Here is a 25783-nt window from a genome sequence, read left to right on the forward strand (position 1 = left end):
ATCGCGTGTCTTCGAGGGGTGCGCCGAAGCGTCAATCCACTCACCTACGTGCTGCTCGTCAGTACCGGCCCGACGGGGCCTACCGGAGGTCAAACCCTTGGCTGCTGCGCCCAACGCATCCACCAACCCCAAGAACGGTCGCAACCACTCGCGACTCTCGTTCGCCAAGATCACGGACACCCTCACGGTTCCTGATCTGCTCGCACTCCAGACGGAGAGCTTCGACTGGCTCGTCGGCAACGACGTCTGGAAGGCCCGCCTCGCCGAAGGCCAGGAGCAGGGTCGCACCGACCTCGCACTGCACTCCGGGCTCGAGGAGATCTTCGAGGAGATCTCCCCGATCGAGGACCTCGGCGAGACCATGCAGCTCGGCTTCACGTCGCCCGAGCTCGAGGACCCGAAGTACTCGATCGACGAGTGCAAGGAACGTGGCAAGACCTACGCTGCCCCGCTCTACGTCAACGCCGAGTTCATGAACCACATGACCGGTGAGATCAAGACGCAGACCGTGTTCATGGGCGACTTCCCGCTCATGACCGAGCGCGGCACGTTCATCATCAACGGCACCGAGCGTGTCGTGGTCTCGCAGCTCGTCCGCTCGCCGGGCGTGTACTTCGAGCGTCAGCAGGAGAAGACCTCCGACAAGGACATCTACTCCGCCCGCGTGATCCCGTCGCGTGGTGCCTGGCTCGAGTTCGAGATCGACAAGCGCGACCAGGTGGGCGTGCGCATCGACCGCAAGCGCAAGCAGTCGGTCACCGTGTTCCTCAAGGCGCTCGGCATGACGAGCGAAGAGATCATGGACGAGTTCCAGGGCTTCGCCTCGATCGAGTCGACCCTCGAGAAGGACGCCATCCTCACCAAGGAAGAGGCGCTCAAGGACATCTACCGCAAGCTGCGTCCGGGCGAGCAGGTCGCCGCCGAGGCCGCGCGTGCGCTCCTCGACAACTTCTACTTCAACCCGAAGCGCTACGACCTCGCGAAGGTCGGCCGCTACAAGGTCAACCGCAAGCTCGGCATCGACGCGCCGCTCAGCGACTCGGTCCTGACCGTGCAGGACATCGTCCGCACGATCAAGTACCTGGTCTCGCTGCACGCCGAGAAGACCAACCTCGACGGCGTCCGCGACGGCGAGCCGGTGCAGCTCCGCCTCGACGTGGACGACATCGACCACTTCGGCAACCGTCGCATCCGCGCCGTCGGCGAGCTCATCCAGAACCAGGTCCGCACGGGTCTGTCCCGCATGGAGCGCGTCGTCCGCGAGCGCATGACCACGCAGGACATCGAGGCGATCACGCCGCAGACCCTGATCAACGTGCGCCCCGTCGTCGCCGCGATCAAGGAGTTCTTCGGAACGTCCCAGCTGTCGCAGTTCATGGACCAGAACAACCCGCTCGCGGGTCTGACGCACAAGCGTCGTCTCTCGGCCCTCGGCCCGGGTGGTCTGTCCCGCGAGCGTGCCGGCGTCGAGGTCCGTGACGTCCACCCGTCGCACTACGGCCGCATGTGCCCGATCGAGACCCCGGAAGGCCCGAACATCGGCCTGATCGGTTCGCTCGCGTCGTTCGGTCGGATCAACTCCTTCGGCTTCATCGAGACGCCGTACCGCCGCGTCGTGAACGGTCAGGTCACCACGACCATCGACTACCTCACGGCTTCGGAGGAGGACGACTTCGTCGTCGCGCAGGCGAACGCCCCGCTCACCGACTCCTTCCACTTCCAGGACGACAAGGTGCTCGTCCGGAAGAAGGGCGGCGAGGTCGAGCTCGTCGGCAAGGACGAGGTCGACTACATGGACGTCTCCCCGCGCCAGATGGTGTCGGTCGCGACGTCGCTCATCCCGTTCCTCGAGCACGACGACGCGAACCGCGCCCTCATGGGTGCGAACATGCAGCGTCAGGCAGTCCCGCTGCTCCGTTCCGAGTCGCCGCTCGTCGGCACCGGCATGGAGGGCTATACCGCCATCGACGCCGGTGACGTCGTCACCGCCGACAAGGCCGGTGTCGTCTCCGAGGTCTCGGCCGACGCCGTGACCCTGCAGCTCGACGAGGGCGGCACGCAGACCTTCTACCTGCGCAAGTTCGACCGCTCGAACCAGGGCACCAGCTACAACCACCGCGTGGTCGTCTCGGCCGGCGAGCGTGTGGAGCAGGGCGAGGTCATCGCCGACGGTCCCGCGACGGAGAACGGCGAGCTCGCGCTCGGCAAGAACCTCCTCGTCGCGTTCATGCCGTGGGAGGGCTACAACTACGAGGACGCGATGATCCTGTCGCAGAACCTCGTGAAGGACGACACGCTCTCCTCGATCCACATCGAGGAGTACGAGGTCGACGCCCGCGACACGAAGCTCGGCAAGGAGGAGATCACCCGCGACCTCCCGAACGTCAGCCCGGACCTCCTGGCCGACCTCGACGAGCGCGGCATCATCCGCATCGGTGCCGAGGTCCGCCCCGGCGACATCCTGGTCGGCAAGGTCACGCCGAAGGGCGAGACCGAGCTCTCCGCTGAGGAGCGCCTCCTCCGTGCCATCTTCAACGAGAAGTCGCGCGAAGTCCGCGACACCTCGCTCAAGGTGCCCCACGGTGAAGAGGGCACGATCATCGGCGTCAAGGTGTTCGACTCGCAGGACGGCGACGACGAGCTCGGCTCGGGCGTCAACCAGCGCGTGGTCGTCTACATCGCCCAGAAGCGCAAGATCACCGCGGGTGACAAGCTCGCCGGTCGTCACGGCAACAAGGGCGTCATCTCGACGATCCTGCCGGTCGAGGACATGCCGTTCCTCGCGGACGGCACCCCGGTCGACATCGTGCTCAACCCGCTCGGCGTCCCCGGCCGCATGAACTTCGGCCAGGTCCTCGAGATCCACCTCGGGTGGCTCGCGAAGCAGGGCTGGAACGTCGAGGGCATCCAGGAGTGGGCTTCGGCTCTCCCCGAGGCCGCCCACAGCGCGGAGCCCGGCACGAAGGTCGCCACCCCGGTGTTCGACGGTGCGTACGAGCGTGAGATCGAGGGCCTCCTCGACAGCACCCTCCCGAACCGCGACGGCGAGCGTCTGATCGGTTCGTCCGGCAAGGCGCAGCTCTTCGACGGCCGCTCCGGCGAGCCGTTCCCGGAGCCCGTCTCGGTCGGCTACATGTACATCCTCAAGCTGCACCACCTGGTCGACGACAAGATCCACGCCCGTTCGACCGGTCCGTACTCGATGATCACGCAGCAGCCGCTGGGTGGTAAGGCGCAGTTCGGTGGACAGCGATTCGGTGAGATGGAGGTGTGGGCGCTCGAGGCGTACGGCGCCGCCTACGCCCTCCAGGAGCTCCTGACGATCAAGTCCGACGACATCCTCGGCCGCGTGAAGGTCTACGAGGCGATCGTCAAGGGCGAGAACATCCAGGAGCCGGGTATCCCGGAGTCGTTCAAGGTCCTCATGAAGGAGATGCAGTCGCTCTGCCTGAACGTCGAGGTCCTCTCGGCCGACGGCCAGGCGGTCAGCCTCCGCGACACGGACGACGAGGTCTTCCGTGCCGCTGAAGAGCTCGGCATCAACATCTCCTCGCGGTTCGAGTCGTCGTCCGTCGACGACATCTGATCCCGCCCGTACTCGTAACGAATCCAGCTAGAGAGAAGAACATTGCTCGAAGCAACTTCATTTGACGCACTGCGGATCGGCCTCGCCACGGCCGAGGACATCCGCCAGTGGTCGTACGGCGAGGTCAAGAAGCCGGAGACCATCAACTACCGCACCCTCAAGCCCGAGAAGGACGGTCTGTTCGGCGAGCAGATCTTCGGTCCGTCCCGCGACTGGGAGTGCGCCTGCGGCAAGTACAAGCGTGTCCGGTTCAAGGGCATCGTCTGCGAGCGCTGCGGCGTCGAGGTCACCAAGTCCTCGGTCCGTCGTGAGCGCATGGGCCACATCGAGCTCGCCGCACCCGTCACGCACATCTGGTACTTCAAGGGCGTCCCGTCGCGCCTCGGGTACCTCCTCGACATGGCGCCGAAGGACCTCGAGAAGGTCATCTACTTCGCGGCGTACATGATCATCGACATCGATGAAGAGGGCCGCCACGCGGACATGCCGGGTCTCGAGAACGAGATGCGCCTCGAGATCAAGAACCTCGAGGGTCAGCGCGACTCGATCATCGCCGACCGCCTCAAGAAGCTCGAGGACGACCTCGCAGCGCTCGAGGAAGAGGGCGCCAAGGCCGACGTCAAGCGCCGCACCAAGGACACCGCCGAGAAGGAGATGTCCCAGGTCCGCAAGTCGTTCGACGAGGACATCACCCGTCTCGAGCGCGTGTGGGAGGACTTCCGCAACCTCAAGGTGGGCGACCTCAAGCCCGAGGACGCCGTCTTCCACGAGCTCCAGGACCGCTTCGGGATCTACTTCGACGCCTACATGGGCGCCGAGGCGATCAAGCTGCGGCTCGAGGCGTTCGACCTGGCCGCCGAGGCCGAGGCACTGCGCCTGCAGATCGCCGAGGGCAAGGGCCAGAAGAAGATCCGCGCGATCAAGCGTCTGCGCGTCGTCAGCTCCTTCCTCGCCACCGGCAACTCGCCGGCCGCGATGGTGCTCGACGTCGTGCCGGTCATCCCGCCGGAGCTGCGCCCGATGGTGCAGCTCGACGGTGGCCGTTTCGCCACGTCGGACCTCAACGACCTCTACCGTCGTGTGATCAACCGCAACAACCGTCTCCGCCGCCTGCTCGACCTCGGTGCCCCCGAGATCATCGTGAACAACGAGAAGCGCATGCTGCAGGAAGCGGTCGACGCGCTGTTCGACAACGGTCGTCGTGGTCGTCCGGTCACGGGTACCGGCAACCGCGCCCTGAAGTCCCTGAGCGACATGCTCAAGGGAAAGCAGGGTCGTTTCCGCCAGAACCTGCTCGGCAAGCGCGTCGACTACTCGGGCCGTTCGGTCATCATCGTCGGCCCGCAGCTGAAGCTGCACCAGTGCGGTCTGCCCAAGCAGATGGCGCTGGAGCTCTTCAAGCCGTTCGTCATCAAGCGCCTCATCGACCTGTCGCACGCGCAGAACATCAAGTCGGCGAAGCGCATGGTCGAGCGTTCGCGTCCGCAGGTGTGGGACGTGCTCGAGGAGATCATCCGCGAGCGCCCCGTGCTGCTGAACCGTGCGCCGACGCTGCACCGTCTGGGCATCCAGGCGTTCGAGCCGCAGCTCGTCGAGGGCAAGGCCATCCAGCTCCACCCGCTCGTGTGTGCTGCGTTCAACGCGGACTTCGACGGTGACCAGATGGCCGTGCACCTGCCGCTGTCGGTGGAGGCCCAGGCCGAGGCCCGCATCCTGATGCTCGCCTCGAACAACATCCTGAAGCCGTCCGACGGCCGCCCGGTGACCCTGCCCGCACAGGACATGATCATCGGTCTGCACCACCTCACGACCGTCCGCGAGGGCGCCGTGGGTGAAGGCCGTGCGTTCTCCTCCGTCGCCGAGGCCATCCTCGCGAAGGACCAGAACACGCTGCACCTCAACGCGCTGGTCAAGATCCGCATGTCCGACGTGTGGTTCGCCGAGGGCGAGGCGCCGGAGGGCTACGTGCAGGGCGAGCCCGTCCTGCTCGAGACGACCCTCGGTCGTGCGCTCTTCAACGAGACCCTCCCGGCGAACTACCCGTTCGTCCAGAAGGTCACCGACAAGGGCGTGCTCTCCGCGATCGTCAACGACCTCGCCGAGCGCTACTCCAAGACCGAGACGGCCGCCGCGCTGGACCGGATCAAGGACGCCGGCTTCTACTGGGGCACGCGCTCCGGTGTGACCGTCGCGCTCTCGGACGTCGTGACGCCTCCTCGCAAGAAGGAGATCATCGCGGGCTACGAGGTCCAGGCAGCCAAGGTGCAGGGCGAGTTCGACAAGGGTCTGATCACCGACGCCGAGCGTCGCGCCGACCTGATCAAGATCTGGACGGAAGCCACGAACGAGATCGCGCAGGAGATGCGCGACAACTTCCCCGTCGACAACACCATCAACCGCATGGTGTCGTCGGGTGCTCGTGGTAACTGGCTCCAGGTCCGGAACATCGCCGGTATGCGTGGTCTGGTGAACAACCCGAAGGGCGAGATCATCGCCCGCCCGATCATCAACTCGTACCGCGAGGGCCTGACCGTGGCGGAGTACTTCATCGCCACGCACGGTGCTCGCAAGGGTCTTGCCGACACCGCGCTCCGTACCGCGGACTCCGGGTACCTCACCCGTCGTCTCGTGGACGTCTCGCAGGACGTCATCATCCGCGAGGACGACTGCGGCACGACGCGGGGCCTCGAGCTCCCGATCGCGACCGTGGGTGCCGACGGCAAGCTGGTCCGCGACCCGCGCGTCGAGAACACCGTGTACTCCCGCACCCTGGCCACCGAGGCCGTGGACGCGAAGGGCACGGTCGTCGCCGAGGCTCGTGAGGACGTCGGTGACGTCCTGATCGACAAGCTGCTGGCAGCCGGTGTCGAGAGCATCAAGGTGCGCTCGGTCCTGACCTGCGAGTCGGCCGTCGGTGTCTGCGCGAAGTGCTACGGCCGTTCGCTCGCCACGGGCAACCTCGTCGACATCGGCGAGGCGGTCGGCATCATCGCCGCCCAGTCCATCGGTGAGCCCGGTACCCAGCTGACGATGCGTACCTTCCACACGGGTGGTTCGGCCTCGGCTGACGACATCACCCAGGGTCTGCCGCGTGTCACCGAGCTGTTCGAGGCGCGTACCCCCAAGGGCGCGTCCCCGATCGCCGAGGCCCCCGGCCGCGCGACGATCGAGGACACCGACAAGGGTCGTCGCATCATCCTGACGCCGGACAACGGCGACGAGCCGTTCATCTACCCGGTGCTCAAGCGTGCGACGCTCCTCATCGAGGACGGCCAGCACGTCGAGCTCGGCGAGCAGTTCATCGCCGGCACCGTCGACCCGAAGGAAGTCCTTCGCGTCAAGGGTGTCCGTGAGGTCCAGAAGCACCTCGTCAACGGTGTGCAGGACGTGTACGGCTCGCAGGGCGTGCCGATCCACGACAAGCACATCGAGGTCATCGTGCGCCAGATGCTCCGCAAGGTCACCGTCGTCGACCACGGCGACACCGACCTGCTCCCGGGTGAGCTCGTTGACCGTTCGCGGTACAACATGCTCAACCGTGCGGCGCTGCAGGAGGGTCGCAAGACCGCTTCCGCTCGCCAGGAGGTCATGGGCATCACGAAGGCGTCCCTCGCGACCGAGTCGTGGCTGTCCGCCGCTTCCTTCCAGGAGACCACCCGCGTGCTCACGCAGGCGGCCATGGAGGGCAAGCAGGACCACCTCGTCGGCCTCAAGGAGAACGTCATCATCGGTAAGCTCATCCCCGCCGGGACGGGCCTCAGCCGGTACCGCGACGTGGACGTGAACGCGACCGAGGAAGCGAAGGCGGAGCGGTACCCGAACCGCATCTTCGCGGACGACTCGTCGTTCTCGGACGCCGACCTGAGCTTCGTCGACTTCGACAGCTTCTCGTCGGACGACTTCACGCCGGGCACCTACAACTGAGTCGAGTGACCCACTGAGGAGGGCCCCGCATCCACCAGGATGCGGGGCCCTCCTTCGTCGTCCGACGGGTCAGCGGAACGCGACGGTGGCGCTCCCGAGCGGGTCCGGGCCGTCGGCCGCGGACACGGTCACGGTGCTCCCGGTGAAGCGCCGGGGGTCGAGGGTGACGGTCCACGTGGAGCTCCCCGGCACCGGTGGTTCCACACGGTTGCCGTCGGCGTCGGTGATGGGTGCGCCGTCGGCATCGGTGAAGGACAGCCGCGCGCCCGGCTCGGCGCTCCCGGTGAGCACGAGCTGCTTCGGCGTGTACTTCGACACGGCCGCCGTCACCGGGAACGGGATGGTGGCGCCGGACGTGGCGGAACCGACGAGCGTGTCACCGGAGTAGACCTCCGCCACGATGCCCATGAAGCGCGTGCCGGCGCTCGGGTACACCAGGTCGGCGCTCCACGTGCCGTCGGTGTTCGTGGTCCAGTCCTGGCCGTCGGTGAGCGACCACGGCGCACCGGACGCATCGACGAACCGCATCTCGGTGCCGGCCGGCCCACGTCCCTCGACGTGCACGGTGCGCCCGATCGGGTCGACCCGGATGTCCTCGAACTCGGGGTCGCCGCTGATCTCGGTGCGGGTGTTCAACCGGAGCTGCTCCGCGCCGTCGAACCGTTCGATCGTGGTGACGGTGTGCTTCCCGAAGGCGACGTCGGAGATCCGGTGCGCGAAGGTGCCGTCGCGGTCGGCGGTCGTCGTGCCGATCGGAGCGCCGTCGAGCAGCATCTCGATGCGGGCGCGGGGCTCGAAGCCGAGCCCGGTGAGCTGGAGGAAGCGCTTCGCATCGTCGTGCGTCAGCTGGAACGACCGGAAGCTCACCTGGTGGGTGGAGGCCTGCAACGTCCGCGCCGAGCCTTCCGAATCGCTGACCCGGAAGGTGTGGTCGCCGAACCCGTCGACGTGCGCCTTCGCCCGCCACGACCCGTCCGGCCGCACGCGGGTGTCGAGCGGCTCGCCGTCCGAGGGCGTGATCGAGACGAGGTCACCCGCGTCGCCGGTGCCGGTGAGGGTGACGTCACCGGCGTTGTGCGCGATCGCCCCGACCCGGGCCGAGAACTCGAGCGCGTGCGCCGGGGAGGCCACCGCGACCGATCCGAGCACCACCGCGGCGGCGATGCCGCCCCCGATCCACTTCCGGCGTACCACATCTGAAATACGTGTTGTCTGCATGGCCGACATGCTGGCACCGCGTCTGCCACCTTGTCCAGAGGGGAAACGAGACGTTCACACGCGCGTGCTGCAGCGCAGAACGCACGGACGGACGGGAGGCACGGTGCCAGCCGACACCGCGCCTCCCGTCCGTGGGCGGGCACGTCTAGATGCTGCGCCCGGCGTCGCTGTCGCGACCGCCGGAGCCGCGACCCGTTTCGTCGACCAGCGAGAAGAGGCTCAGGACGTTGCCGTCCGGGTCGCGGACGTCGAACCAGTCGACCGCGCCGTCGACGCACTCGACGGGACCGACGTCGATCCCGAGCGCGCCGATCCGGGCGTGCTGCGCGGCGACGTCGTCGACGCCGAAGCGGACGCTGACCGGGTTCTCCTCGGCGTTCTCGTCCTCGTAGAGCTGGATCCAGATGCCGCCGACCTCGTACTCGGCGATGCCGTCGTCGGGCTCGAGGTCCGGTTCGGCGCGTTCGAACACGGCGCCGTACCAGAGGCAGGACGCCTCGATGTCGGTGACGGGCAGCCCCACGGTCACGCTCGTGATGTCCATGACTCATCATGTCCCGCGGTGGGCGTGCGCGTCGAGCAGTTTCTGCCCTGGCAGGCTGGGGGCATGGCGACGCTGCGCGAACGGATCACGGCCCCTGCCCATCTCGAGCCCCCGGTGTCGGTCGGTGGGCTGACGTTCCGGGCTGGATCGCGGGACGACCTCGCCGCGGTGCACGCGCTCGCGGTGGCGGCCGCGGCGGTGGACGACCCGCACGCGCGTCCCTCCACAGCCGACTTCGAGCGGACGTTCTCCACCGAAGGGCTCGACGTCGCGCGGGACACCGTCGTCGGCGTCGATGCTGATGGGCATGTGCAGGCCTACGGCATCGTCATCGACGTCCCCTCCCGGGTCACCGCCGCGCGGGTGGTGCTCGACGGCACGGTGCACCCCGGGTTCCGCGGCCGGGGGATCGGCCGACGGGTGCTCGCGTGGCAGGTCGGCCGCGCACGCCAGCGGCTCGCGGTGCTCGACGTCGACCTGCCCGCCACGATCGAGGTCGGTGCCCCACAGGGCGCCGGGTTCCTCCGGCTCGCGGCACGGTCCGGGTTCGAACCGACCCGCAACTGGATCGACATGCAGGTGGTCTTCGGCGAGGGCGAGCGCGAGGGCGACGTCCCGGACGTGCCGGCGCTGCCGGACGGCCACGTCGTCCGGGCTGCGACCCCGGACGACATCGAGCCGCTGCGGCACGCCAAGAACGACTCCTTCCGCGACCACTGGGGATCGCAGCCGATGGTCGCGTCCGACTGGCACGGCTTCCTCACCGCGAGCAAGAGCCGGCTCGACCTGTCGCGCGTGGTGCTCGACGCCGACGGCGCGATCGTGGCGTTCGCGATCGTCGAGGTGGACCCGGACGGCTTCGCTGCCCGCGGTCGCTCGTACGGGTACGTGCACTGGGTCGGTGTGGTCCGAGCCGCCCGGGGACGGGGACTCGCGCCCCTCGTGCTCGACGCCTCGCTGCAGGCGATCCGGGCGGATGGCCTGTCCGCCGCGGTGCTGCACGTCGACGCCGAGAACCCCAGCGGTGCTGGTCGCATCTACGAGCGCCTCGGCTTCGTCGCGGGCGAGGTGCACGTCACCGCGTCGACGCCCCTCTGACGAGGGTCGATACCCGCGGGTACCCCTGCACTGGGGCCACGGAACACCCCGTCGCCCCCTCGTTGTGGGACTGCGGTGGCCGTTCGGCGCGGACGTAGCGTGGTCGGGCGTCGAACCCCTGCGGCGCTCGTCCCCACGTCCAGCGTGCGACCCGAAGGAGGCTCGGAGGCACATGGCCACACTGTCCGAGATCCTCATCCTCAACGGAGCCCTGCCGATCGAGCACCTCGACTCGATGACCGGCGACGAGGAGATCGACGACCGCTCGATCCGGTCGCTGGTCGACCAGGGGCTGGTGAGCGAGGCGCAGTACATCACCGCCCGCGCCGCGTCGAACAACTCCAAGACCGTCCCGCTCACCGACTACCCGGTGGACGGCACCGCGGTGTCGATGCTGCCCGCGGCGCTCTGTCGTCGGCACGGCGTGCTCGGCGTCGGGTTCGAGGGCGAGACCCTCGTCCTCGCGATGGTGAACCCGACCAACGTCCTGGCGATCGACGACGCTCGTACCGCCTCCGGTCGTCCGGTGAAGCCGTTGCAGGTCGACGAGCGTGACCTCGCCGCAGCACTCGACCGGTACCTCCGCGCCGACGATGAGCTGAACGACCTGACCTCCTCCCTCGAAGAAGAGGCGTCGGCCCAGGCGCAGCAGCAGGTCGACCTGACCGACGGTGCGCTCGACGACGTCCCGATCGTGCGCTTCGTGAACCTGCTCGTCTCGCAGGCGATCCAGGACCACGCGTCGGACATCCACATCGAGCCCGGCGAGCACGAGGTCCGTGTCCGCTACCGCATCGACGGCGTGCTGCACGAGATGGCCCCGGCGCCGAAGAACATCCAGAACGGCGTCATCAGCCGCCTGAAGATCATGAGCGACATCGACATCGCGGAGCGCCGGAAGCCGCAGGACGGCCGCATGTCGGTGCGCCACGGCGGCCGGCAGATCGACCTCCGCGTCGCGACCCTCCCCACCGTCTGGGGCGAGAAGGTCGTCATGCGGATCCTCGACAACACGAACACGTCGATGTCCCTGAAGGACCTCAACCTGCTCGAGCAGAACTTCCAGGCGTACCAGCGCTCCTACTCGAAGCCGTACGGGATGATCCTCGTCACCGGCCCGACCGGGTCCGGCAAGTCGACGACGCTGTACACGACCCTCAACGCGGTCGCCCGCCCGGAGATCAACGTCATCACGGTCGAGGACCCGGTCGAGTACCGGATGGCCGGCATCAACCAGGTGCAGGTCAACCCGAAGGCCGGTCTGACCTTCGCGTCCGCCCTGCGTTCGATCCTGCGCTCCGACCCCGACGTCGTGCTCCTCGGTGAGATCCGCGACCACGAGACCGCGCAGATCGCGATCGAGGCCTCCCTCACCGGCCACCTGGTGCTCTCGACCCTGCACACGAACGACGCCCCCTCGGCGATCACGCGTCTGACGGAGATGGACATCGAGCCGTTCCTCGTAGGGTCCGCGCTCGACTCCGTCGTGGCCCAGCGTCTCGCACGCCGGCTCTGCGACCGCTGCAAGGCCCCTGCGCAGTACACGCCCGCGCAGCTCGCCGCGCTCGGCTTCATCGACACCGAGGACTCTGCCGTCCCGGAGTTCTTCGGCCCCGTCGGTTGTGCGGTCTGCTCGAACACCGGGTACCGCGGCCGCATCGCCCTGCACGAGGTCATGACCGTGACCGAGGAGATCGAGCGACTCGCCGTCTCCCGTGCGTCCAGCGCCGAGATCAGCCGCGTCGCCCAGGCGCAGGGCATGCTCACCCTCCGCCAGGACGGGTGGGAGAAGGTCAAGCTCGGCATGACGAGCATCGACGAGATCCTGCGCGTGGTCGCGTAGGCGTGGGAGTGGAACGATGACTGACTCCGTCTACGACATCTCCGTGCCCGGGGACGAACCCGTCGCCGGCTGGCACCCCGGACGCCCCGGCACCGAGGTCGGTGGCCGTCGCGCCGCGCGACTCGCGGCAGCCGCTGCGCAGCAGCCGACCTCACCCGACCTGGAGGCACGGGTCGCCCCCGCCCCGTCGGTCCCCGTCCACGACCTGTCCAGTGACACCGCCGTGTGGCCGGCGCAGACCGGTGCGGTCGCGTCCTGGCCGGCACCGGCCGGCGACCCCGTCGCCGTGCCGGTGGCGCAGCCGCACGCGGCTCCCGCGACGCCACCCGCAGCCGTCCCGCCGTCGACCGCGTCCTACGGGTACGCCGACGCCGTGACCCAGCACCTGCCGGTCGTGCCCGCGGAGCCGACCACGCGCCTCCAGACCGTCACCCCCACCACCTACGCGCCCGCACCCGACGGGCAGGCCGAGATCAACTTCACCCGTCACGCGCGCGAGGTCGCCGACCCCGACCTCATCACCGCGCTCGCGCAGGTGGTCTACCAGGGCGCCTCCGACCTCCACCTCACCGCCGACGCCGCACCCACCGTGCGCGTCGACGGGTCGCTCCGTCCCGCCGTCCCCGGCGGTCCGTGGGCACGCAACAAGGTGATCGCCGCCCTCAAGACGCTGCTTTCCGTCGAGCAGGCCGGCCAGTTCGACCACGAGCAGGAGCTCGACTTCGCGTACTCGCTGTCGCCCGAGTACCGCTTCCGCGTGAACTACTACCAGCAGCGCGGCAACTGGGGTGCGGCGTTCCGCATCATCCCCACGAAGATCAAGAGCCTCAAGCAGCTCGGCATCCCCGAGTACGTGGGGGAGTTCGCCAAGCTGCCGCGTGGGCTCGTGCTCGTCACCGGGCCGACTGGTTCGGGCAAGTCGACCACCCTCGCCGCGCTCATCGACCTCGTGAACGAGACCCGTGCCGACCACATCGTGACGGTCGAGGACCCGATCGAGTTCATGCACGACCACAAGAAGGCGATCATCAACCAGCGCGAGGTCGGTGCGGACACGCACTCCTTCGCCGCCGCCCTCAAGCACGTGCTCCGGCAGGACCCCGACGTCATCCTCATCGGCGAGCTCCGCGACCTCGAGACCATCTCCGTCGCCCTCACCGCCGCCGAGACCGGCCACCTCGTGTTCGCGACGCTCCACACGCAGAGCGCACCCGGCACCATCGACCGCGTCATCGACGTCTTCCCGCCGCACCAGCAGGGCCAGATCCGGACCCAGCTCGCCTCCACGCTCGAAGGCGTCGTCTGCCAGACGCTCGTGCCGAAGGCCAACGGCTCCGGCCGCGTCGTCGCCACCGAGATCATGAAGACCACCCCGGCCATCGGGAACCTCGTGCGCGAGGGCAAGACCTACCAGATCACCTCCGCCATGCAGGCCGGGCGTGACATGGGCATGCACACGATGGACCAGGACCTCGCCGAACTCGTCAACGTCGGCACCATCACGCGGAAGGCCGCGCTCGAGAAGGTGCACGACCTCGAGGGCTTCGACCGGCTCGTGCAGCGCGTCGAGTCCCCGTCGGACTCCTCCGCCGCCGCGATCGCCGCATCCGAGATCGACTTCGGCGACAAGTACTCAGGAGGCCACTGATGTCGCTCGCCTACGACTACCGGGGTCGCGACGGCGCCGGCAAGCTCGTCAAGGGTCGGCTCGACGCGTCCTCCGAGGGTGCCGTCGTCCAGCGACTCCGGGGCATGGGGGTCTCACCGATCGCCATCACCGAGGCGAAGGCCGGCACGGGCCTGCAGACCGAGATCAAGATCCCCGGGTTCGAGAAGGGCGTGGGGCTCAAGGACCTGGCGATCATGTCGCGACAGGCCTCGACCATGCTGTCGTCCGGACTCTCGCTCCTCCGCGCGCTGTCGATCCTGGCCGACCAGACCGACAACAAGAAGCTCAAGGAGATCCTCGGCAAGGTCCGGGACGACGTCGAGCGGGGTGTCTCGTTCTCCGACGCCGTGGCGAAGTACCCGGTCGACTTCCCGCCGATCATGATCAACATGATCCGGGCGGGGGAGACCGGCGGCTTCCTCGACCAGGCGATGGACTCCATCGCGACGAACTTCGAGAAGGAGCACAAGCTCCGGTCGACGATCAAGTCGGCGATGACCTACCCGGTCGTCGTGCTCGTCATGTCCCTCGTGGCCGTCGTCGTCATGCTCGTGTTCATCGTCCCGATCTTCCAGAAGATGTTCTCGTCGCTCGGCGGCCAGCTGCCGTTGCCGACGATGCTGCTCGTCTACGCGTCGCACGCGATGGTCTGGGTCGGTCCGATCCTGCTCGTCGCGATCGCGTTCGCCTGGTTCTGGTGGCGCGCGAACAAGAACACCGATCGTGTCCGCGGGTTCGTCGACCCGATCCGACTGCGTTTGCCGGTGTTCGGCGAATTGAGTCGGAAGATCGTCATCGCGCGGTTCGCGCGGAACTTCTCGAACATGATCGGTGCCGGTGTGCCCATTCTGCAGGCATTGCAGATCGTCGGAGAAGTGTCGAACAACTTCGTCGTGCAACGCGCTCTCGAGCGAGTCGCGGAATCGGTTCGAAAAGGTGAGTCGATCGCGGTTCCGTTGGCGGCGGAGAAAGTCTTCCCGGAAATGGTCTCGCAAATGGTCGCGGTCGGCGAAGACGCCGGATCACTCGAAGTGATGCTGGAGAAGATCGCCGAGTTCTACGACAACGAGGTCGAATCGACCACGGAAGCGCTGACATCACTCATCGAGCCCCTGCTCATCGCGTTCCTCGGCGTCGTCGTGGGCGGCATGATCGTCGCGCTGTACCTGCCGATCTTCAAGATCACGTCGCTGATCCACTGAACTCGTGGCCGAGAACACTGTCCCGCGCCCGGGGGTGGTTTGGTCGAGAATGCCCCCGTTACTGGGGGCATTTTCTTGCCCGTTGCCCCCCGTTCTCGGGATTATGCCCAGAAAGTGCCGTCAATACGCTTGTCGACGGCGGCAGAGCACAGCCCCATCATCATTTCCAATCACATTCCCGAAAGAATGGAAGAAGTCATGTACTTCGCGCTCATGGGCAAGCTGAACGCTCGCCGCAACGAACTCGTCAAGGACTCCGAGAAGGGCTTCACGCTCATCGAGCTCCTCGTCGTCGTGATCATCATCGGCATCCTCGCCGCGATCGCCATCCCGGTGTACCTGGGTGTGCAGAACAACGCGAAGGACTCGGGCGTGCAGAACGACGTCTCGAACTTCAAGACCGCGATCGTCTCCATCCAGACGCAGAACAGCGGCACCCTTCCGGACGACGCCGATCTGAAGTCCACCGCGGACGTTGCGGCGGCTTCCAAGGTCGGCGCGGTCGCCGGGCAGACCTGGGCGGACGCTGGCGCGACCTGGAGCGACGCCGAGAACGGACTGACCTACAAGAAGGTTGGCACCACCGGGTTCTGTGTCCAGGGCACCAGCTCGACGACGAAGACGTTCTTCGCGACGCAGACCGCGGGTGTCAAGGCAGGCAAGTGCTGATCTGATCGCACCAGCGAGAGGGCTCGGGATGCCGGGCCCTCTCGTCGATCCCGATGACCTGTCAGAGAGAGGAACGGTCGACCGTGGGCATGCTCAAGCTCGCCGTGTCCCGAGTCAGCCGTCGGGACGACGGTTTCACGCTCGTCGAAGTGATCGTCGCCATCACCGTGTTCGGCATCATCATCGCCGGCGCGCTTGTCGGGGTCGCTTCAGTTATGCGCGTCACTTCGGACAATTCGGCCCGAAGCACAGCGACGAACCTCGCTGCCGGAGCCATCGACACGGCCCGCATCGAAGCCCAGAACAACATCACCGGCATGGCCGGCAGCACGGACCAGCCGACGGTCGACGGGCGGACGTACACCGTCAAGCGGACCCTCGACTGGCAGTACACCGACGGCACGACGAACCGCTGCTCGGCCGCAGCGAGCGGGACGACCGCGCAGCTCCTCTTCCTCAACGTGCACATCAAGGTGACGTGGCCCGGCATGGGGTCCGCGGCGCCGGTCACGCAGGAGACCGTGTTCTCCCCCTCCACCAAGATCAACGACCCGACGCTCGGCACGATCCTCGTGCAGGTGCAGTCGATCACCGGCAGCGGTGGTGTCGGCGGCGTGAACGCCACGATCGCGCCGTCGACGTCCGTTGCATCGAACACCGCGAAGACGCTCTCGACCCAGCCCGAAGTCACGAACCAGGACGGCTGCACCGTGGCCATCAAGGTCACCCCCGGTACCTACACGGTGACGCTCGGCCCCCCGTCGGGTCAGTACCGCGACCAGGAGCAGACGGCCACCCCGACGAAGACCGTCGTGGTCAAGGCCGGACAGTCGAGCGGAGCCTCGTTCAACTACGACCCCGCCATCGCGGTGTCGATGAACTACGCGAGCAACGGCTCCGGCGCGCTCCTGCCCACGAACCTCGTGACCTCCTTCGTCAGCACCTACGGCACCTACAAGGCGACCGGCACGAGTGCGACGCAGTACCTCAGCCCCATCGGTTCCGGCTACGTCGTCTACCCGGGCGTCTACGACTCGAACGTCACCAACGCCGACACGACGACGAACCCGAACAGCTGCCTGTCGACCGATCCCACGATGTGGCCGAAGGCGAGCGACGGCCGGATCGGCAAGACGCCGACGCCCCCGGTTTCGAAGGACCAGCTCACCGCCAACGTCGCGATGGGTCTCGTGACCGTGACGATCAACAAGTCCGACACGATCCTGACCGCGAAGACGGCCGCTGCCACGGGCGGCGACCCGGGGTGCAAGGTCACCCAGAGCTACTCGTTCGCGCGCACCGCCACGGGGACGTCGGGGACCACCGACATCACGCTCGCGCTCCCCTACGGCACGTGGTCGGTCACCAGCCAGAAGAACTCGAGCTCAGCCGCGGTGAACGTGACGGCGAAGGGGCTGATCGGGGTGATCCTGAACTCCGGTTCGGTGACCCTGGACCCGAGGGTGGCGCCGTGATCGAACGCATCAGGTCGGTCATCCGTGGTGAGCGCCGTGAAGACGGTCTGACGCTCATCGAGCTCCTCGTGGCGATGGGTCTGTTCGCGGTGCTCCTCGCCATCGTCGGCGGTACGTTCTACTCGATCACCCGGGCGACCACGTTCGCCGCGGCGCGCGACCAGAACAGTCGGAACGCCTCCAACGCGATGAACGAGATCGTGCGTCAGGTCCGCGCTGCCGCGGACAACCCGCGCGTCGGTGCGAGTGACTCGCCGGCCTTCATCTCCGCCGGGACGTCTGCGCTGCAGTTCACGACCCTCGTGTCGACCGGCCGCGACTCCGTGCCGCAGCAGGTCACGTTCTCGGTGAGTGCTGCCGGAGTGCTCACCGAGAAGATCGTCGCCGGATCCACGACCGACAACGCGTACTACACCTTCTCGGGCGCCGGGTCGACCTCGACGATCGCGTCGTCGATCGAGGTCCCCGCGACCACTGCCACTCCGATCTTCCAGTACCTCGACGTCGGGAAGACCGTGCTGACGCCGAACGCAGCCGGCCTGCTGACCGCGGACCAGGTCGGCCAGATCGCCTTCGTCCAGGTCACCCTCCGCTTCTCGTCCACGGCGAGCACCCTCAAGAACGGCATCACCCTGCAGAACACCGTCGGGCTGCCGAACCTCCTCCAGCCGTCGGGAGACTCGACATGATCCGGGTCCGCCGCTTCTTCCACCTCGACGCCCTGCGGGACGATCGGGGCATGGCCCTGGCCATCGCCGTGATCTTCGGGACCGTCGTGGTGTTCATGATCGCGACCGCGACGTCGGTCGCCGTCGCGGGCATCAAGAAGTCCTCCACCGACTCCGACTGGAACGCCGCCCTGAGCGCTGCGTACGCGGGCGTGCAGGACTACGAGGCACGTCTGTCGAACGACACCGGGTACACCCAGTACGGCAACCCGGCGGCGCCGTTCTCGTCGACGAGCACGGGACTCACGCTCCCCACCGGTGGCGCCGCGAACACCGCGTTCGGCACCGGGACGACCGGTACGTGGGCCACCGTGCCCGGCGGCGACGGCAAGTCGTTCTACCGGTACGAGGTCGACTCCTCGAAGTACTACGACACGGGGGTCATCCGGATCCGCGCCACCGGCAAGGTCGGATCATCCGTGCGCTCCGTCGTCGCCAGCATCCGCCAGCAGGGCTTCATCGACTTCCTCTACTTCACCGACTACGAGATCCAGGACCCGGTGATGACGAACGTGGACACCGCTACCTGTGTCAAGCACGCGTGGGAGGGACGGCCGACGTCGACCTCGCGCAACCTGTGCGGCGAGATCGCGTTCAGCGGTGGCGACACCATCGACGGTCCGGCGCACTCGAACGACACGATGCGCATCTGCCAGGCGACGTTCACCAGCCAGATCACGACCTCGAACCCGACGTCCGGACTGCGCTACAGCAAGATCGACTCGAACGGGTCGAGCTGCACGGGGCAGAAGTTCCCGGCAGGCGTCACGCAGCCCGCCTTCACGTCCACGATCGGCATGCCGTCGACGAACGCGCAGCAGAAGGCCGCGACGCAGTACAACACCACCGTGACGGCGACCCGCAGCCCCGGCTGCCTGTACACCGGTCCGACGGACATCACGTTCAACGCCGACGGGACCATGACGGTCAAGTCGCCGCGGTCGATCAAGACGCAGACCGATGCGACGGACCCGACGAAGGGGCAGACCCCGACCGCCTGCGGTCTCCCCGGAACCGGAGCGGGACAACTCGGCTCGGCCGCAGGGGCCACCGTCCCGGTCCCCGCCAACAACCTCGTCTACGTGCAGAACGTGCCGCAGTCGGGCGACGCGAACGCGACGACGACGGCGAAGCTGGCGGACTCCTGCAACACCGGGAACGGTGTCGGCTACCCGCGGACCGGTGAGACCCAGCTGAGCACCTCGCCGTGCAGCTACGGCACGCGATCCGGAGACGCCTTCGTGCACGGTGTCCTCGACGGTCAGGTGACCGTGGCTGCCGAGAACTACCTCTACGTCACGGGCGACATGACGTACGCGGACCGCGGATCGGACATGCTCGGGCTCACCGCCACGAACGCCGTCATGGTCTGGAATCCGGTGAAGGCGGTCTCCTGTGGCTACAACAGCACGTGCTACTCGTCGATCCTCGGTGACACGGACCGAGAGATCGACGCCGCCATCATCTCCGCCGCGCACACCTTCCAGGTGCAGAACTACGGGTACGGCGGGGACCGCGGGACGCTGACGGTCTACGGGGCGATCGCGCAGAAGTTCCGTGGCGTCGTGCGGTCGGGGGCGAACGGCTACATCAAGGCGTACGCGTACGACGCGCGCCTCAAGCACTCGGCTCCACCGAGCTTCCTCAACCCCGTGACCACCACGTACGGCGTGACGACGATGGCGGAGGTCTCGCCGGCGTACGCGACGTCAGGTGACTGCGTGAAGAAGGCAGGTGTCTGCGTATGAGCGCGCTCCAGCAGCTCGCGGTGGTCGTCGTCGGCCTCGCCGGCGTCTTCGGCCTCCTGATCGGCTCGTTCCTCAACGTCGTGGTGTACCGGGTCCCGGCGGGCCTCTCGGTGGTGCGCCCGGCGAGTTCCTGCCCGCAGTGCGGGCACGAGATCCGAGGGTTCGACAACGTCCCGGTGCTGTCCTGGCTCATCCTCCGCGGAGCGTGCCGTGACTGCGGCAACCGGATCTCCGCGCGGTACCCCCTCGTCGAAGCGGCCACCGCTGCGCTCTTCTCGGTGGTCGCCGGCATGGTCCTCGCACGCGCCGCCGGTAGCGGGACGACGCTCGTCCCGACCATCGGCATGCTCGTCGTGCTCCTGTACCTGATGGCGATCACCGTCGCGCTGGCACTCATCGACGTCGACACCCACCGTCTGCCGGACAAGATCGTGCTCCCCGCGTACGCGGTGCTCGCCGTGCTCCTCACGGCCACGTCTGCTGCATCCGGGGATTGGTGGGCGCTCGTGCGCGCCGGCATCGGCATGCTCGTGCTCCTCGCCGTGTACTTCGCCCTCGCCGTGGCGGTCCCCGGCGGGATGGGGATGGGCGACGTGAAGCTGGCCGGCGTGCTCGGCCTCGTCCTCGCGTACCTCGGATGGGGACCCCTCGCAGTGGGAGCTTTCGGCGGGTTCGCGCTCGGAGCTATCTTCGCCATCGGTCTCCTCGCCGCTCGCCGCGCCAAGCGGGGGAGCGGGATCCCGTTCGGACCGTGGATGCTCGCCGGAGCCTGGCTCGGCATCCTCTGCGGCGGCCCGTTGTGGGACGCCTACACCGGCCTCATCGGCCTCACCTGAACCGCCCGGAGGAAGCGATCACCATGACGAGCAACGTCGTCGGCATCGACATCGGCAGCGTGTCCATCCGCGCCGTCGAGGTCGCCCGCTCCCGGAAGGGCGTCGCGTCGATCGAGCGCATCGCCGAGGTGCCCCTGCCCGAGGGGTCGACCCAGCGCGGAGAGGTCCTCGAGACGAACACGATCGCGGGGGTCCTGCGGCAGCTGTGGTCCGTCGGCAAGTTCAAGTCCAAGGACGTCGCCCTCGGCATGGGCAACCAGCGCGTGCTGTCGCGCGACCTGACCGTCCCGAAGGCACCCCTGGCCCAGATCCGCGAATCGCTCCCGTTCCAGGTGCAGGACCTGCTCCCGGTCCCCGTCGGTGACGCGATCCTCGACTTCTACCCCACGGGTGAAGGCTTCAGCGAGGCCGGTCCGGTCGTGCACGGGCTCCTCGTGGCGGCCGTCAAGGACGCCGTGCTGGCGAACGTCCGAGCCGCGCAGCTCGCCGGTCTCAACCCCGTGAGCGTCGACCTCATCCCGTTCGCGCTCAGTCGTGTGCTCACCCCCATCGGCTCCGCCGCGGGGACCGTCGCCCTCGTCGAGGTGGGTGGCAACACCAGCACCGTCGTCATCAGCGTGGACGGCGTGCCGCAGTTCGTCCGCATCATCCCGACGGGCGGGGACGAGATGACGAAGCAGATCGCGGTGCGACTCGAGATCCCCGTCGAGCAGGCCGAGGCCGTGAAGCGGTACATCGGCATGGGTGCGCGGGCGCAGACGCCCGACGACCAGCGCGCCGCGGCGGTCATCCGCGAGGCCGCGCACGAGCTCGTCGCCAGTGTCCGGAACACCCTGAACTACTTCGCGAACACGAAGAACGACGGTCGGCCGGTGGGGCGGATCGTCCTCGCCGGCGCGGGAGGCGACCTCGTCGGCTTCCGGGAGGCGCTCGCCGACTCGACCGACGCGGACGTCGTCCACGGCGATGCCTTCGCGGGCGTCCCTCGTGCACGCGGTGTGGACGCCTCCGTCGTCGAACAACGTGGTACCTCGCTCGCAGTGGCGTGGGGCCTCGCAGCAGGAGGACGAGCAGCATGACCGAGACCCTGTCGAAGCCGGTGACCGGCTCCCGCACCGGCAAGGCGAAGCGGGCGCGGAACACCTCCGATGCTCCCCGCGCTCCGAAGACGACGGGCAAGACCCTCCTCGTCATCGGGGGCGTCCCCCGCGCTGACCTCCTCCCGCCCGAGGTCCTCGTCCACCGACGGCAGCGTGCCACCGTGCGTCGAGCGTGGCTCGGCGTGGTCGTCGTCGCTGCCGTCGTCGCACTCGGCGTCGGGGTCTCCACGATGGACAACGTCTCGTCGGCGGCGCAGCTCCGCGCGGCGCAGGACGAGGGCACGTCGCTGCTGCAGCAACAGGGGCAGTACTCGGAGGTGCGGAAGGTCGAATCGCGGACCGCCCTCGCCGAGGCCGGTCAGGCCGTCGGCGGGGCACCGGAGATCGACTGGAGTGACTACCTGAAGAAGGTGCAGGCATCGCTCCCGACTGGTGTGAGCATCGTCGGCGTCACGGTGGACTCGGCATCTCCCCTGGAGAGCTACGAGCAGCCGACCACCCCGCTGCAGGGCGAGCGCGTCGCGACGCTCACCGTCGAGGCGGACAGCCCGACCCTCCCGTCGATCCCGGACTGGCTCGACAGGGTCCACGGGCTCACCGGCTTCGTCGACGCGAACGCCAACGCCGTCACCCTCAACTCGGACACGGGGCACTACACGGTCGACATGACGCTGCACATCAACGACGAGGCGTTCGACGGCAAGTACGCGGAGAAGACGAAATGACCAAGAACCGGTTGCACCTCGTGATCGCCCTGGCGATCGGCGCCGTCGTGCTCGTCGGCGGTTTCTTCCTCGGCGTCCAGCCCCAGCTCGCCTCGGCTGCGTCGAACCGCGAGCAGCAGCAGTCGATCGACTCGACGAACGACACCTACCGCGCCGAGCTCGCGCGGCTCGCTGCGCAGTCGGCGAAGCTCCCGGCGATGCGGCGCGAGGCCGCAGCGCTCGAGCGCTCGGTGCCGTCCTCCGCGGACACCTCGGCCTTCTACAAGGAGGTCGACGGGGTGGCTGCCTCCACCGGGGTGACCGTCAGCGGGATCACGACCTCGTGGGCAGCCGCGTACACGCCCCCGGTCGCGGAGACGCCGGCGACCACGCCGACGGACGCCGCGAGCCCCTCGGCCGCGGCGACCCCGTCACCCACCACCACTGCGACGCCGTCGACCCCCGCCGTGACGGCTCCGGTGACGGACGCGCAGATCACCGCGTCCAACTTCTCGACCATCGCGATCAGCATCGACGTCACCGGGTCGTTCGAACAGGCGCTCGCCTTCACCTCGGGGGTGCAGAACGGTGAGCGGCTCTTCCTCGTGAACGACATCAAGTCGACGCGTGCCGAGACGACGGACGGCTCCGCGACCGACGGCTCCACGACCGACACTCCGGCTGGCTCCGGAGCGACGACCTGGACGCTGTCCGGCTTCATCTACGTGCTCTCCGACGCAGCGTCGGCCCAGTCCTCGCAGAAGTCGGAGAGCGGCTCCGGGGCTGCAGCCGACGCCTCCTCGACCACCGCGTCGAAGGGCTGACGACACCCCTCCCGAACGGGGTGTGACGCGCCACGCCGCACCCTCTTCCGCGACGCCTGTCGGTGTGCTTACGATGCTCCTGACACCGCACTCGCGGCTGCTCATCCCCCTCTCGAACGGCCGCTCGAAATGGCCGTTCCTCGTCGTGCCCGGAGTCGCGCGTGTTGGCTGGAATCGTGGAATTCCTCGGCTGGTTCGGAGCCGTAACCGTCCTTGCTGGTTACCTGCTGTTCTCGATGGGCAAGCTCCCGAACGGGCCGGTCTACCAACTCTTCAACCTCGTCGGCGGGCTCGCTGTCGCGATCAACGTCGCGGCCCACCACGCGGTCCCGTCGACCATCGTGAACGGCATCTGGGCGATCGTCGCCGTGGTCGTCCTGGTGAAGATGGCGAAGGCCCGGCGTGCTGCGAAGCGAGGAGCTCCGGCGACGGCCGAGATCCCGGTGCTGCACACCGAGCCGGCGGCGACCACGGCGGTCCTGCCGGTCATCGGTCCGGCGCTGCGTGACCACGAGCCGGAGGTGCCCGACACGGCGGACGCCGCCCCGCGCCTCCAGGTCGAACCGACGGCGGCGACGGCGACGACGGACGCACCCACCGCCGCCGCCCCGATGACCGAGTCGATGCCGGTGATCACCGCGACCATCGCCCTGGCACTCGTCGCGGCAGCCCAGGAACAGCACACGCAGCAGGAACAGCACACGCAGCAGGAACAGCAGCCGCACACCGCAGACGCCTCCCACGCCTGACCCTCCCAGCGATACGATCACCGCATGTCCCGGTGGTTGATCGCGACGATGACGTCGATCCTCTTCATCGCGCTCGTGATCGCGGTGACGGGGTTCGAGGCGCTGCTCGCCGACGTCGAGGTCATCTCCCAGCCCGACGCCACCCCGTACCTCGGTCCCGCGATGGTCCTGGCCGGCGCGGTCGTCGTCTTCCTCGCCACCGCGGTCGGTGCTCGAGAGGGCAACCCCGGCGTCACCGGCCTCGTCGCCGCTGCGACCGTGTACCTCGTGATGCTCGGCGTCGGAGCGGTCGGGTACGCCCTGGTCCGCGGCGACCTCACCGAGCTGGTGGTGTTCCCCGCGGGCTACGCGCTCGGCCCGTTCGTGGTCGGCTCGGTGGTCGTGGCGCTCCTCAGCGTCGTCGGGGGGATCGCGGCGTCCCGCCACCAGTCGCGTGCGGAGCGGGTCACGACGACCGGCGATGACGGTGCCCGACGGTAGGATTCCAGCAGCACCACAGGACGACGGGGGACCGATGACCGACCAGCAGCAGGCCGACGGATGGGGTTCCGTCCCGAACGTCGACGACATCAGCGGCGAGCACGGGGCGCCCTTGCAGACGGAGCCCCCCGTACCCGCGAGACCGCGACGGAAGCTCGGGCGCGGTCCACTCATTGGCATCATCGCCGGTGGCGCCGCGGTCGTGCTCCTGGCCGTCGCCGGCGTGGTCGGCTACTCCGTCGGGACGTCGACGCACTCCGCGGACCGCCCGGTGCGCGCGTTCCTCGACGACCTCTCGGCCGGCAAGGTCGAGGACGCCTTGAAGACCGCGGGCATCGACCACGACAAGGACGACGTGCTCCTGACGGATGCCGCGTACGCCAAGGCGAAGGGTCGCGTCACCGGCTACCGGATCGCCGCCACCCGCGACGACGGCGACACCGCGACGGTGACCGCCTACCTGCGGCAGGGCGGCCGCGACGTCTCGTCGACGTTCACGCTCGACAAGACGGGCACCGACTGGGGCGTGTTCCCGGTCTGGGAGCTCGAGGCCCCGAAGCTCGGTGCGGTCGATGTCAGCCTCCGTGGTCCGGCCGGCGCGAAGGTGCTGGTCGGCGGGCAGGGCGTCACGACGTCGAAGGACGGCACGGCGACCCTGACGGCGCTCCCCGGCACGTACGACGTCGCGGTCGACGGCGGCAAGTGGTACTCGGCCGACGCGACGACGGCGACGGTGTCGGGCTTCGGCGGGACGGCGTCGTCGCCGGTGTCGATGACGACGAAGCTCACGGCGGCGGGGGAGCAGTCCGCGAAGGCCGCCGTGGACGCCTGGGTCGACGGCTGCATCGCCTCGACGGACGCGGCACCGAAGGGCTGCAGCTTCTACGCCTACGGCGAGGACTCCGCCTACACGTACACGAACCAGAAGTGGACGCTCGACACCCGTCCGGCGGTGTCGGTCGGCGGGTGGCTGTCGAACGGCTGGCTCGTCACGACGACGACGTACGGCCGGGCGACCTTCACCGCGGACATCTCCGGCGCCGGTGGCGTGGGGACGGCCTCGGCCGGTCCGATGAACGTCAACGCGAGCGGTTACATCACGGGCTTCACCGACGCCGGCGCGAGGTTCCGGTCTGCCATCGGCAACGGCTCCTCCGACACCGGTTCCTGACCCGTCTCGCGTCCGACGCCTGGTCGGCGGTCCGGCCTGGAGGCACAGCGCGCGCCCGCAACGTCGGCTCGCGTCGGGGCCGGCACGGCTCCACCGCCCGGCCCCGATGCGCGGCGTGCGCCCGCCACACCGGCGAACGCCGGACGCGGTCCGGCCCCACCACCCCGCGCACGACGACGTGCCGGCGCGCGTCGGCGTCGCGCCCCGCGCGCAGC

Annotated in this window: 19 protein-coding genes; 17 read left to right on the forward strand and 2 right to left on the reverse strand. The window is 68.3% G+C overall.

The annotated features are described in order from the left end of the window. The first annotated feature begins 97 nt into the window (after positions 1-97). Both rpoB and rpoC read left to right on the forward strand, forming a co-directional pair. Positions 98-3586, forward strand: a complete 3489-nt coding sequence (rpoB, locus tag ABIC61_RS03280) for a DNA-directed RNA polymerase subunit beta (RefSeq protein ID WP_144753391.1) — start codon at positions 98-100, stop codon at positions 3584-3586. A gap of 42 nt (positions 3587-3628) precedes the next feature. Beyond that, positions 3629-7510 (forward strand): DNA-directed RNA polymerase subunit beta', encoded by a 3882-nt coding sequence (gene rpoC, locus ABIC61_RS03285; RefSeq protein ID WP_354028815.1) that lies wholly within the window; start codon positions 3629-3631, stop codon positions 7508-7510. A gap of 69 nt (positions 7511-7579) precedes the next feature. On the opposite strand, the gene ABIC61_RS03290 is transcribed toward rpoC, so the two are convergent. Beyond that, positions 7580-8728 carry an Ig-like domain-containing protein gene (locus tag ABIC61_RS03290; RefSeq protein WP_354028816.1) on the reverse strand — a complete coding sequence of 383 codons (1149 nt, stop codon included), beginning with the start codon at positions 8726-8728 and terminating at the stop codon, positions 7580-7582. Between the two features lie 145 nt (positions 8729-8873). Continuing rightward, complete coding sequence (locus ABIC61_RS03295) at positions 8874-9272, reverse strand: VOC family protein (RefSeq protein ID WP_144753382.1); 399 nt, start codon at positions 9270-9272, stop codon at positions 8874-8876. Positions 9273-9335: 63 nt separating this feature from the next. Between ABIC61_RS03295 and ABIC61_RS03300 the strand changes: the two genes are divergently transcribed. The 15 genes from ABIC61_RS03300 to ABIC61_RS03370 all read left to right on the forward strand — a co-directional run bounded on the left by ABIC61_RS03300 (position 9336) and on the right by ABIC61_RS03370 (position 25568). Beyond that, positions 9336-10370, forward strand: a complete 1035-nt coding sequence (locus tag ABIC61_RS03300) for a GNAT family N-acetyltransferase (RefSeq protein ID WP_354028817.1) — start codon at positions 9336-9338, stop codon at positions 10368-10370. A gap of 172 nt (positions 10371-10542) precedes the next feature. Then, positions 10543-12213 (forward strand): GspE/PulE family protein, encoded by a 1671-nt coding sequence (locus ABIC61_RS03305; protein WP_079237399.1) that lies wholly within the window; start codon positions 10543-10545, stop codon positions 12211-12213. Positions 12214-12229: 16 nt separating this feature from the next. Next, positions 12230-13861: a type IV pilus twitching motility protein PilT gene (locus ABIC61_RS03310; RefSeq protein ID WP_354028818.1), complete on the forward strand. Its 1632-nt coding sequence runs from the start codon at positions 12230-12232 to the stop codon at positions 13859-13861. Continuing rightward, positions 13861-15084, forward strand: coding sequence for a type II secretion system F family protein (locus tag ABIC61_RS03315; protein WP_354028819.1), 1224 nt, complete (start codon positions 13861-13863; stop codon positions 15082-15084). Before ABIC61_RS03310 ends, ABIC61_RS03315 begins: the two co-directional genes overlap by 1 nt. A gap of 186 nt (positions 15085-15270) precedes the next feature. Further along, the gene (locus tag ABIC61_RS03320) at positions 15271-15753 is read left to right on the forward strand and encodes a type II secretion system protein (protein ID WP_313957234.1); all 483 of its coding nucleotides are present in this window, start codon (positions 15271-15273) and stop codon (positions 15751-15753) included. A 53-nt stretch (positions 15754-15806) separates the two neighbouring features. Further along, positions 15807-17228: a type IV pilus modification PilV family protein gene (locus tag ABIC61_RS03325; protein WP_354028820.1), complete on the forward strand. Its 1422-nt coding sequence runs from the start codon at positions 15807-15809 to the stop codon at positions 17226-17228. Further along, on the forward strand, positions 17225-17917 hold the full coding sequence (locus tag ABIC61_RS03330) for a PulJ/GspJ family protein (RefSeq protein ID WP_354028821.1): 693 nt from the start codon (positions 17225-17227) through the stop codon (positions 17915-17917). Before ABIC61_RS03325 ends, ABIC61_RS03330 begins: the two co-directional genes overlap by 4 nt. Then, entirely contained in the window at positions 17914-19704 is a 1791-nt protein-coding gene (locus tag ABIC61_RS03335; protein WP_354028822.1) for a hypothetical protein, read from the forward strand. The genes ABIC61_RS03330 and ABIC61_RS03335 overlap by 4 nt, the downstream gene beginning before the upstream one ends. After that, complete coding sequence (locus ABIC61_RS03340; protein WP_354028823.1) at positions 19701-20540, forward strand: prepilin peptidase; 840 nt, start codon at positions 19701-19703, stop codon at positions 20538-20540. The genes ABIC61_RS03335 and ABIC61_RS03340 overlap by 4 nt, the downstream gene beginning before the upstream one ends. Before the next feature lie 23 nt (positions 20541-20563). Then, positions 20564-21619, forward strand: coding sequence for a type IV pilus assembly protein PilM (gene pilM / locus ABIC61_RS03345; RefSeq protein ID WP_354028824.1), 1056 nt, complete (start codon positions 20564-20566; stop codon positions 21617-21619). Further along, on the forward strand, positions 21616-22365 hold the full coding sequence (locus ABIC61_RS03350) for a hypothetical protein (RefSeq protein ID WP_354028825.1): 750 nt from the start codon (positions 21616-21618) through the stop codon (positions 22363-22365). The genes pilM and ABIC61_RS03350 overlap by 4 nt, the downstream gene beginning before the upstream one ends. Next, positions 22362-23168, forward strand: a complete 807-nt coding sequence (locus tag ABIC61_RS03355; RefSeq protein ID WP_354028826.1) for a type IV pilus inner membrane component PilO — start codon at positions 22362-22364, stop codon at positions 23166-23168. Before ABIC61_RS03350 ends, ABIC61_RS03355 begins: the two co-directional genes overlap by 4 nt. Positions 23169-23344: 176 nt before the next feature. Beyond that, complete coding sequence (locus tag ABIC61_RS03360; protein WP_354028827.1) at positions 23345-23917, forward strand: CBU_0592 family membrane protein; 573 nt, start codon at positions 23345-23347, stop codon at positions 23915-23917. 24 nt (positions 23918-23941) lie between these two features. After that, positions 23942-24397 carry a DUF6121 family protein gene (locus ABIC61_RS03365; RefSeq protein ID WP_144753352.1) on the forward strand — a complete coding sequence of 152 codons (456 nt, stop codon included), beginning with the start codon at positions 23942-23944 and terminating at the stop codon, positions 24395-24397. A gap of 34 nt (positions 24398-24431) precedes the next feature. Further along, on the forward strand, positions 24432-25568 hold the full coding sequence (locus ABIC61_RS03370) for a hypothetical protein (RefSeq protein ID WP_354028828.1): 1137 nt from the start codon (positions 24432-24434) through the stop codon (positions 25566-25568). The last annotated feature ends 215 nt before the right edge of the window (positions 25569-25783 follow it).

The organism is Curtobacterium sp. 1544 (assembly GCF_040544915.1).
Classification (GTDB): domain Bacteria; phylum Actinomycetota; class Actinomycetes; order Actinomycetales; family Microbacteriaceae; genus Curtobacterium; species Curtobacterium pusillum_C.

Bases quoted from the DNA above. Each gene is read 5' to 3' on its own strand.
- ABIC61_RS03290 (WP_354028816.1), bottom strand. From the start codon at position 8,728: ATGCAGACAACACGTATTTCAGATGTGGTACGCCGGAAGTGGATCGGG.
- ABIC61_RS03295 (WP_144753382.1), bottom strand. From the start codon at position 9,272: ATGGACATCACGAGCGTGACCGTGGGGCTGCCCGTCACCGACATCGAG.
- ABIC61_RS03300 (WP_354028817.1), top strand. From the start codon at position 9,336: ATGGCGACGCTGCGCGAACGGATCACGGCCCCTGCCCATCTCGAGCCC.
- ABIC61_RS03305 (WP_079237399.1), top strand. From the start codon at position 10,543: ATGGCCACACTGTCCGAGATCCTCATCCTCAACGGAGCCCTGCCGATC.
- ABIC61_RS03310 (WP_354028818.1), top strand. From the start codon at position 12,230: ATGACTGACTCCGTCTACGACATCTCCGTGCCCGGGGACGAACCCGTC.
- ABIC61_RS03315 (WP_354028819.1), top strand. From the start codon at position 13,861: ATGTCGCTCGCCTACGACTACCGGGGTCGCGACGGCGCCGGCAAGCTC.
- ABIC61_RS03320 (WP_313957234.1), top strand. From the start codon at position 15,271: ATGGAAGAAGTCATGTACTTCGCGCTCATGGGCAAGCTGAACGCTCGC.
- ABIC61_RS03325 (WP_354028820.1), top strand. From the start codon at position 15,807: ATGACCTGTCAGAGAGAGGAACGGTCGACCGTGGGCATGCTCAAGCTC.
- ABIC61_RS03335 (WP_354028822.1), top strand. From the start codon at position 17,914: ATGATCCGGGTCCGCCGCTTCTTCCACCTCGACGCCCTGCGGGACGAT.
- ABIC61_RS03340 (WP_354028823.1), top strand. From the start codon at position 19,701: ATGAGCGCGCTCCAGCAGCTCGCGGTGGTCGTCGTCGGCCTCGCCGGC.
- pilM (WP_354028824.1), top strand. From the start codon at position 20,564: ATGACGAGCAACGTCGTCGGCATCGACATCGGCAGCGTGTCCATCCGC.
- ABIC61_RS03350 (WP_354028825.1), top strand. From the start codon at position 21,616: ATGACCGAGACCCTGTCGAAGCCGGTGACCGGCTCCCGCACCGGCAAG.
- ABIC61_RS03355 (WP_354028826.1), top strand. From the start codon at position 22,362: ATGACCAAGAACCGGTTGCACCTCGTGATCGCCCTGGCGATCGGCGCC.
- ABIC61_RS03365 (WP_144753352.1), top strand. From the start codon at position 23,942: ATGTCCCGGTGGTTGATCGCGACGATGACGTCGATCCTCTTCATCGCG.
- ABIC61_RS03370 (WP_354028828.1), top strand. From the start codon at position 24,432: ATGACCGACCAGCAGCAGGCCGACGGATGGGGTTCCGTCCCGAACGTC.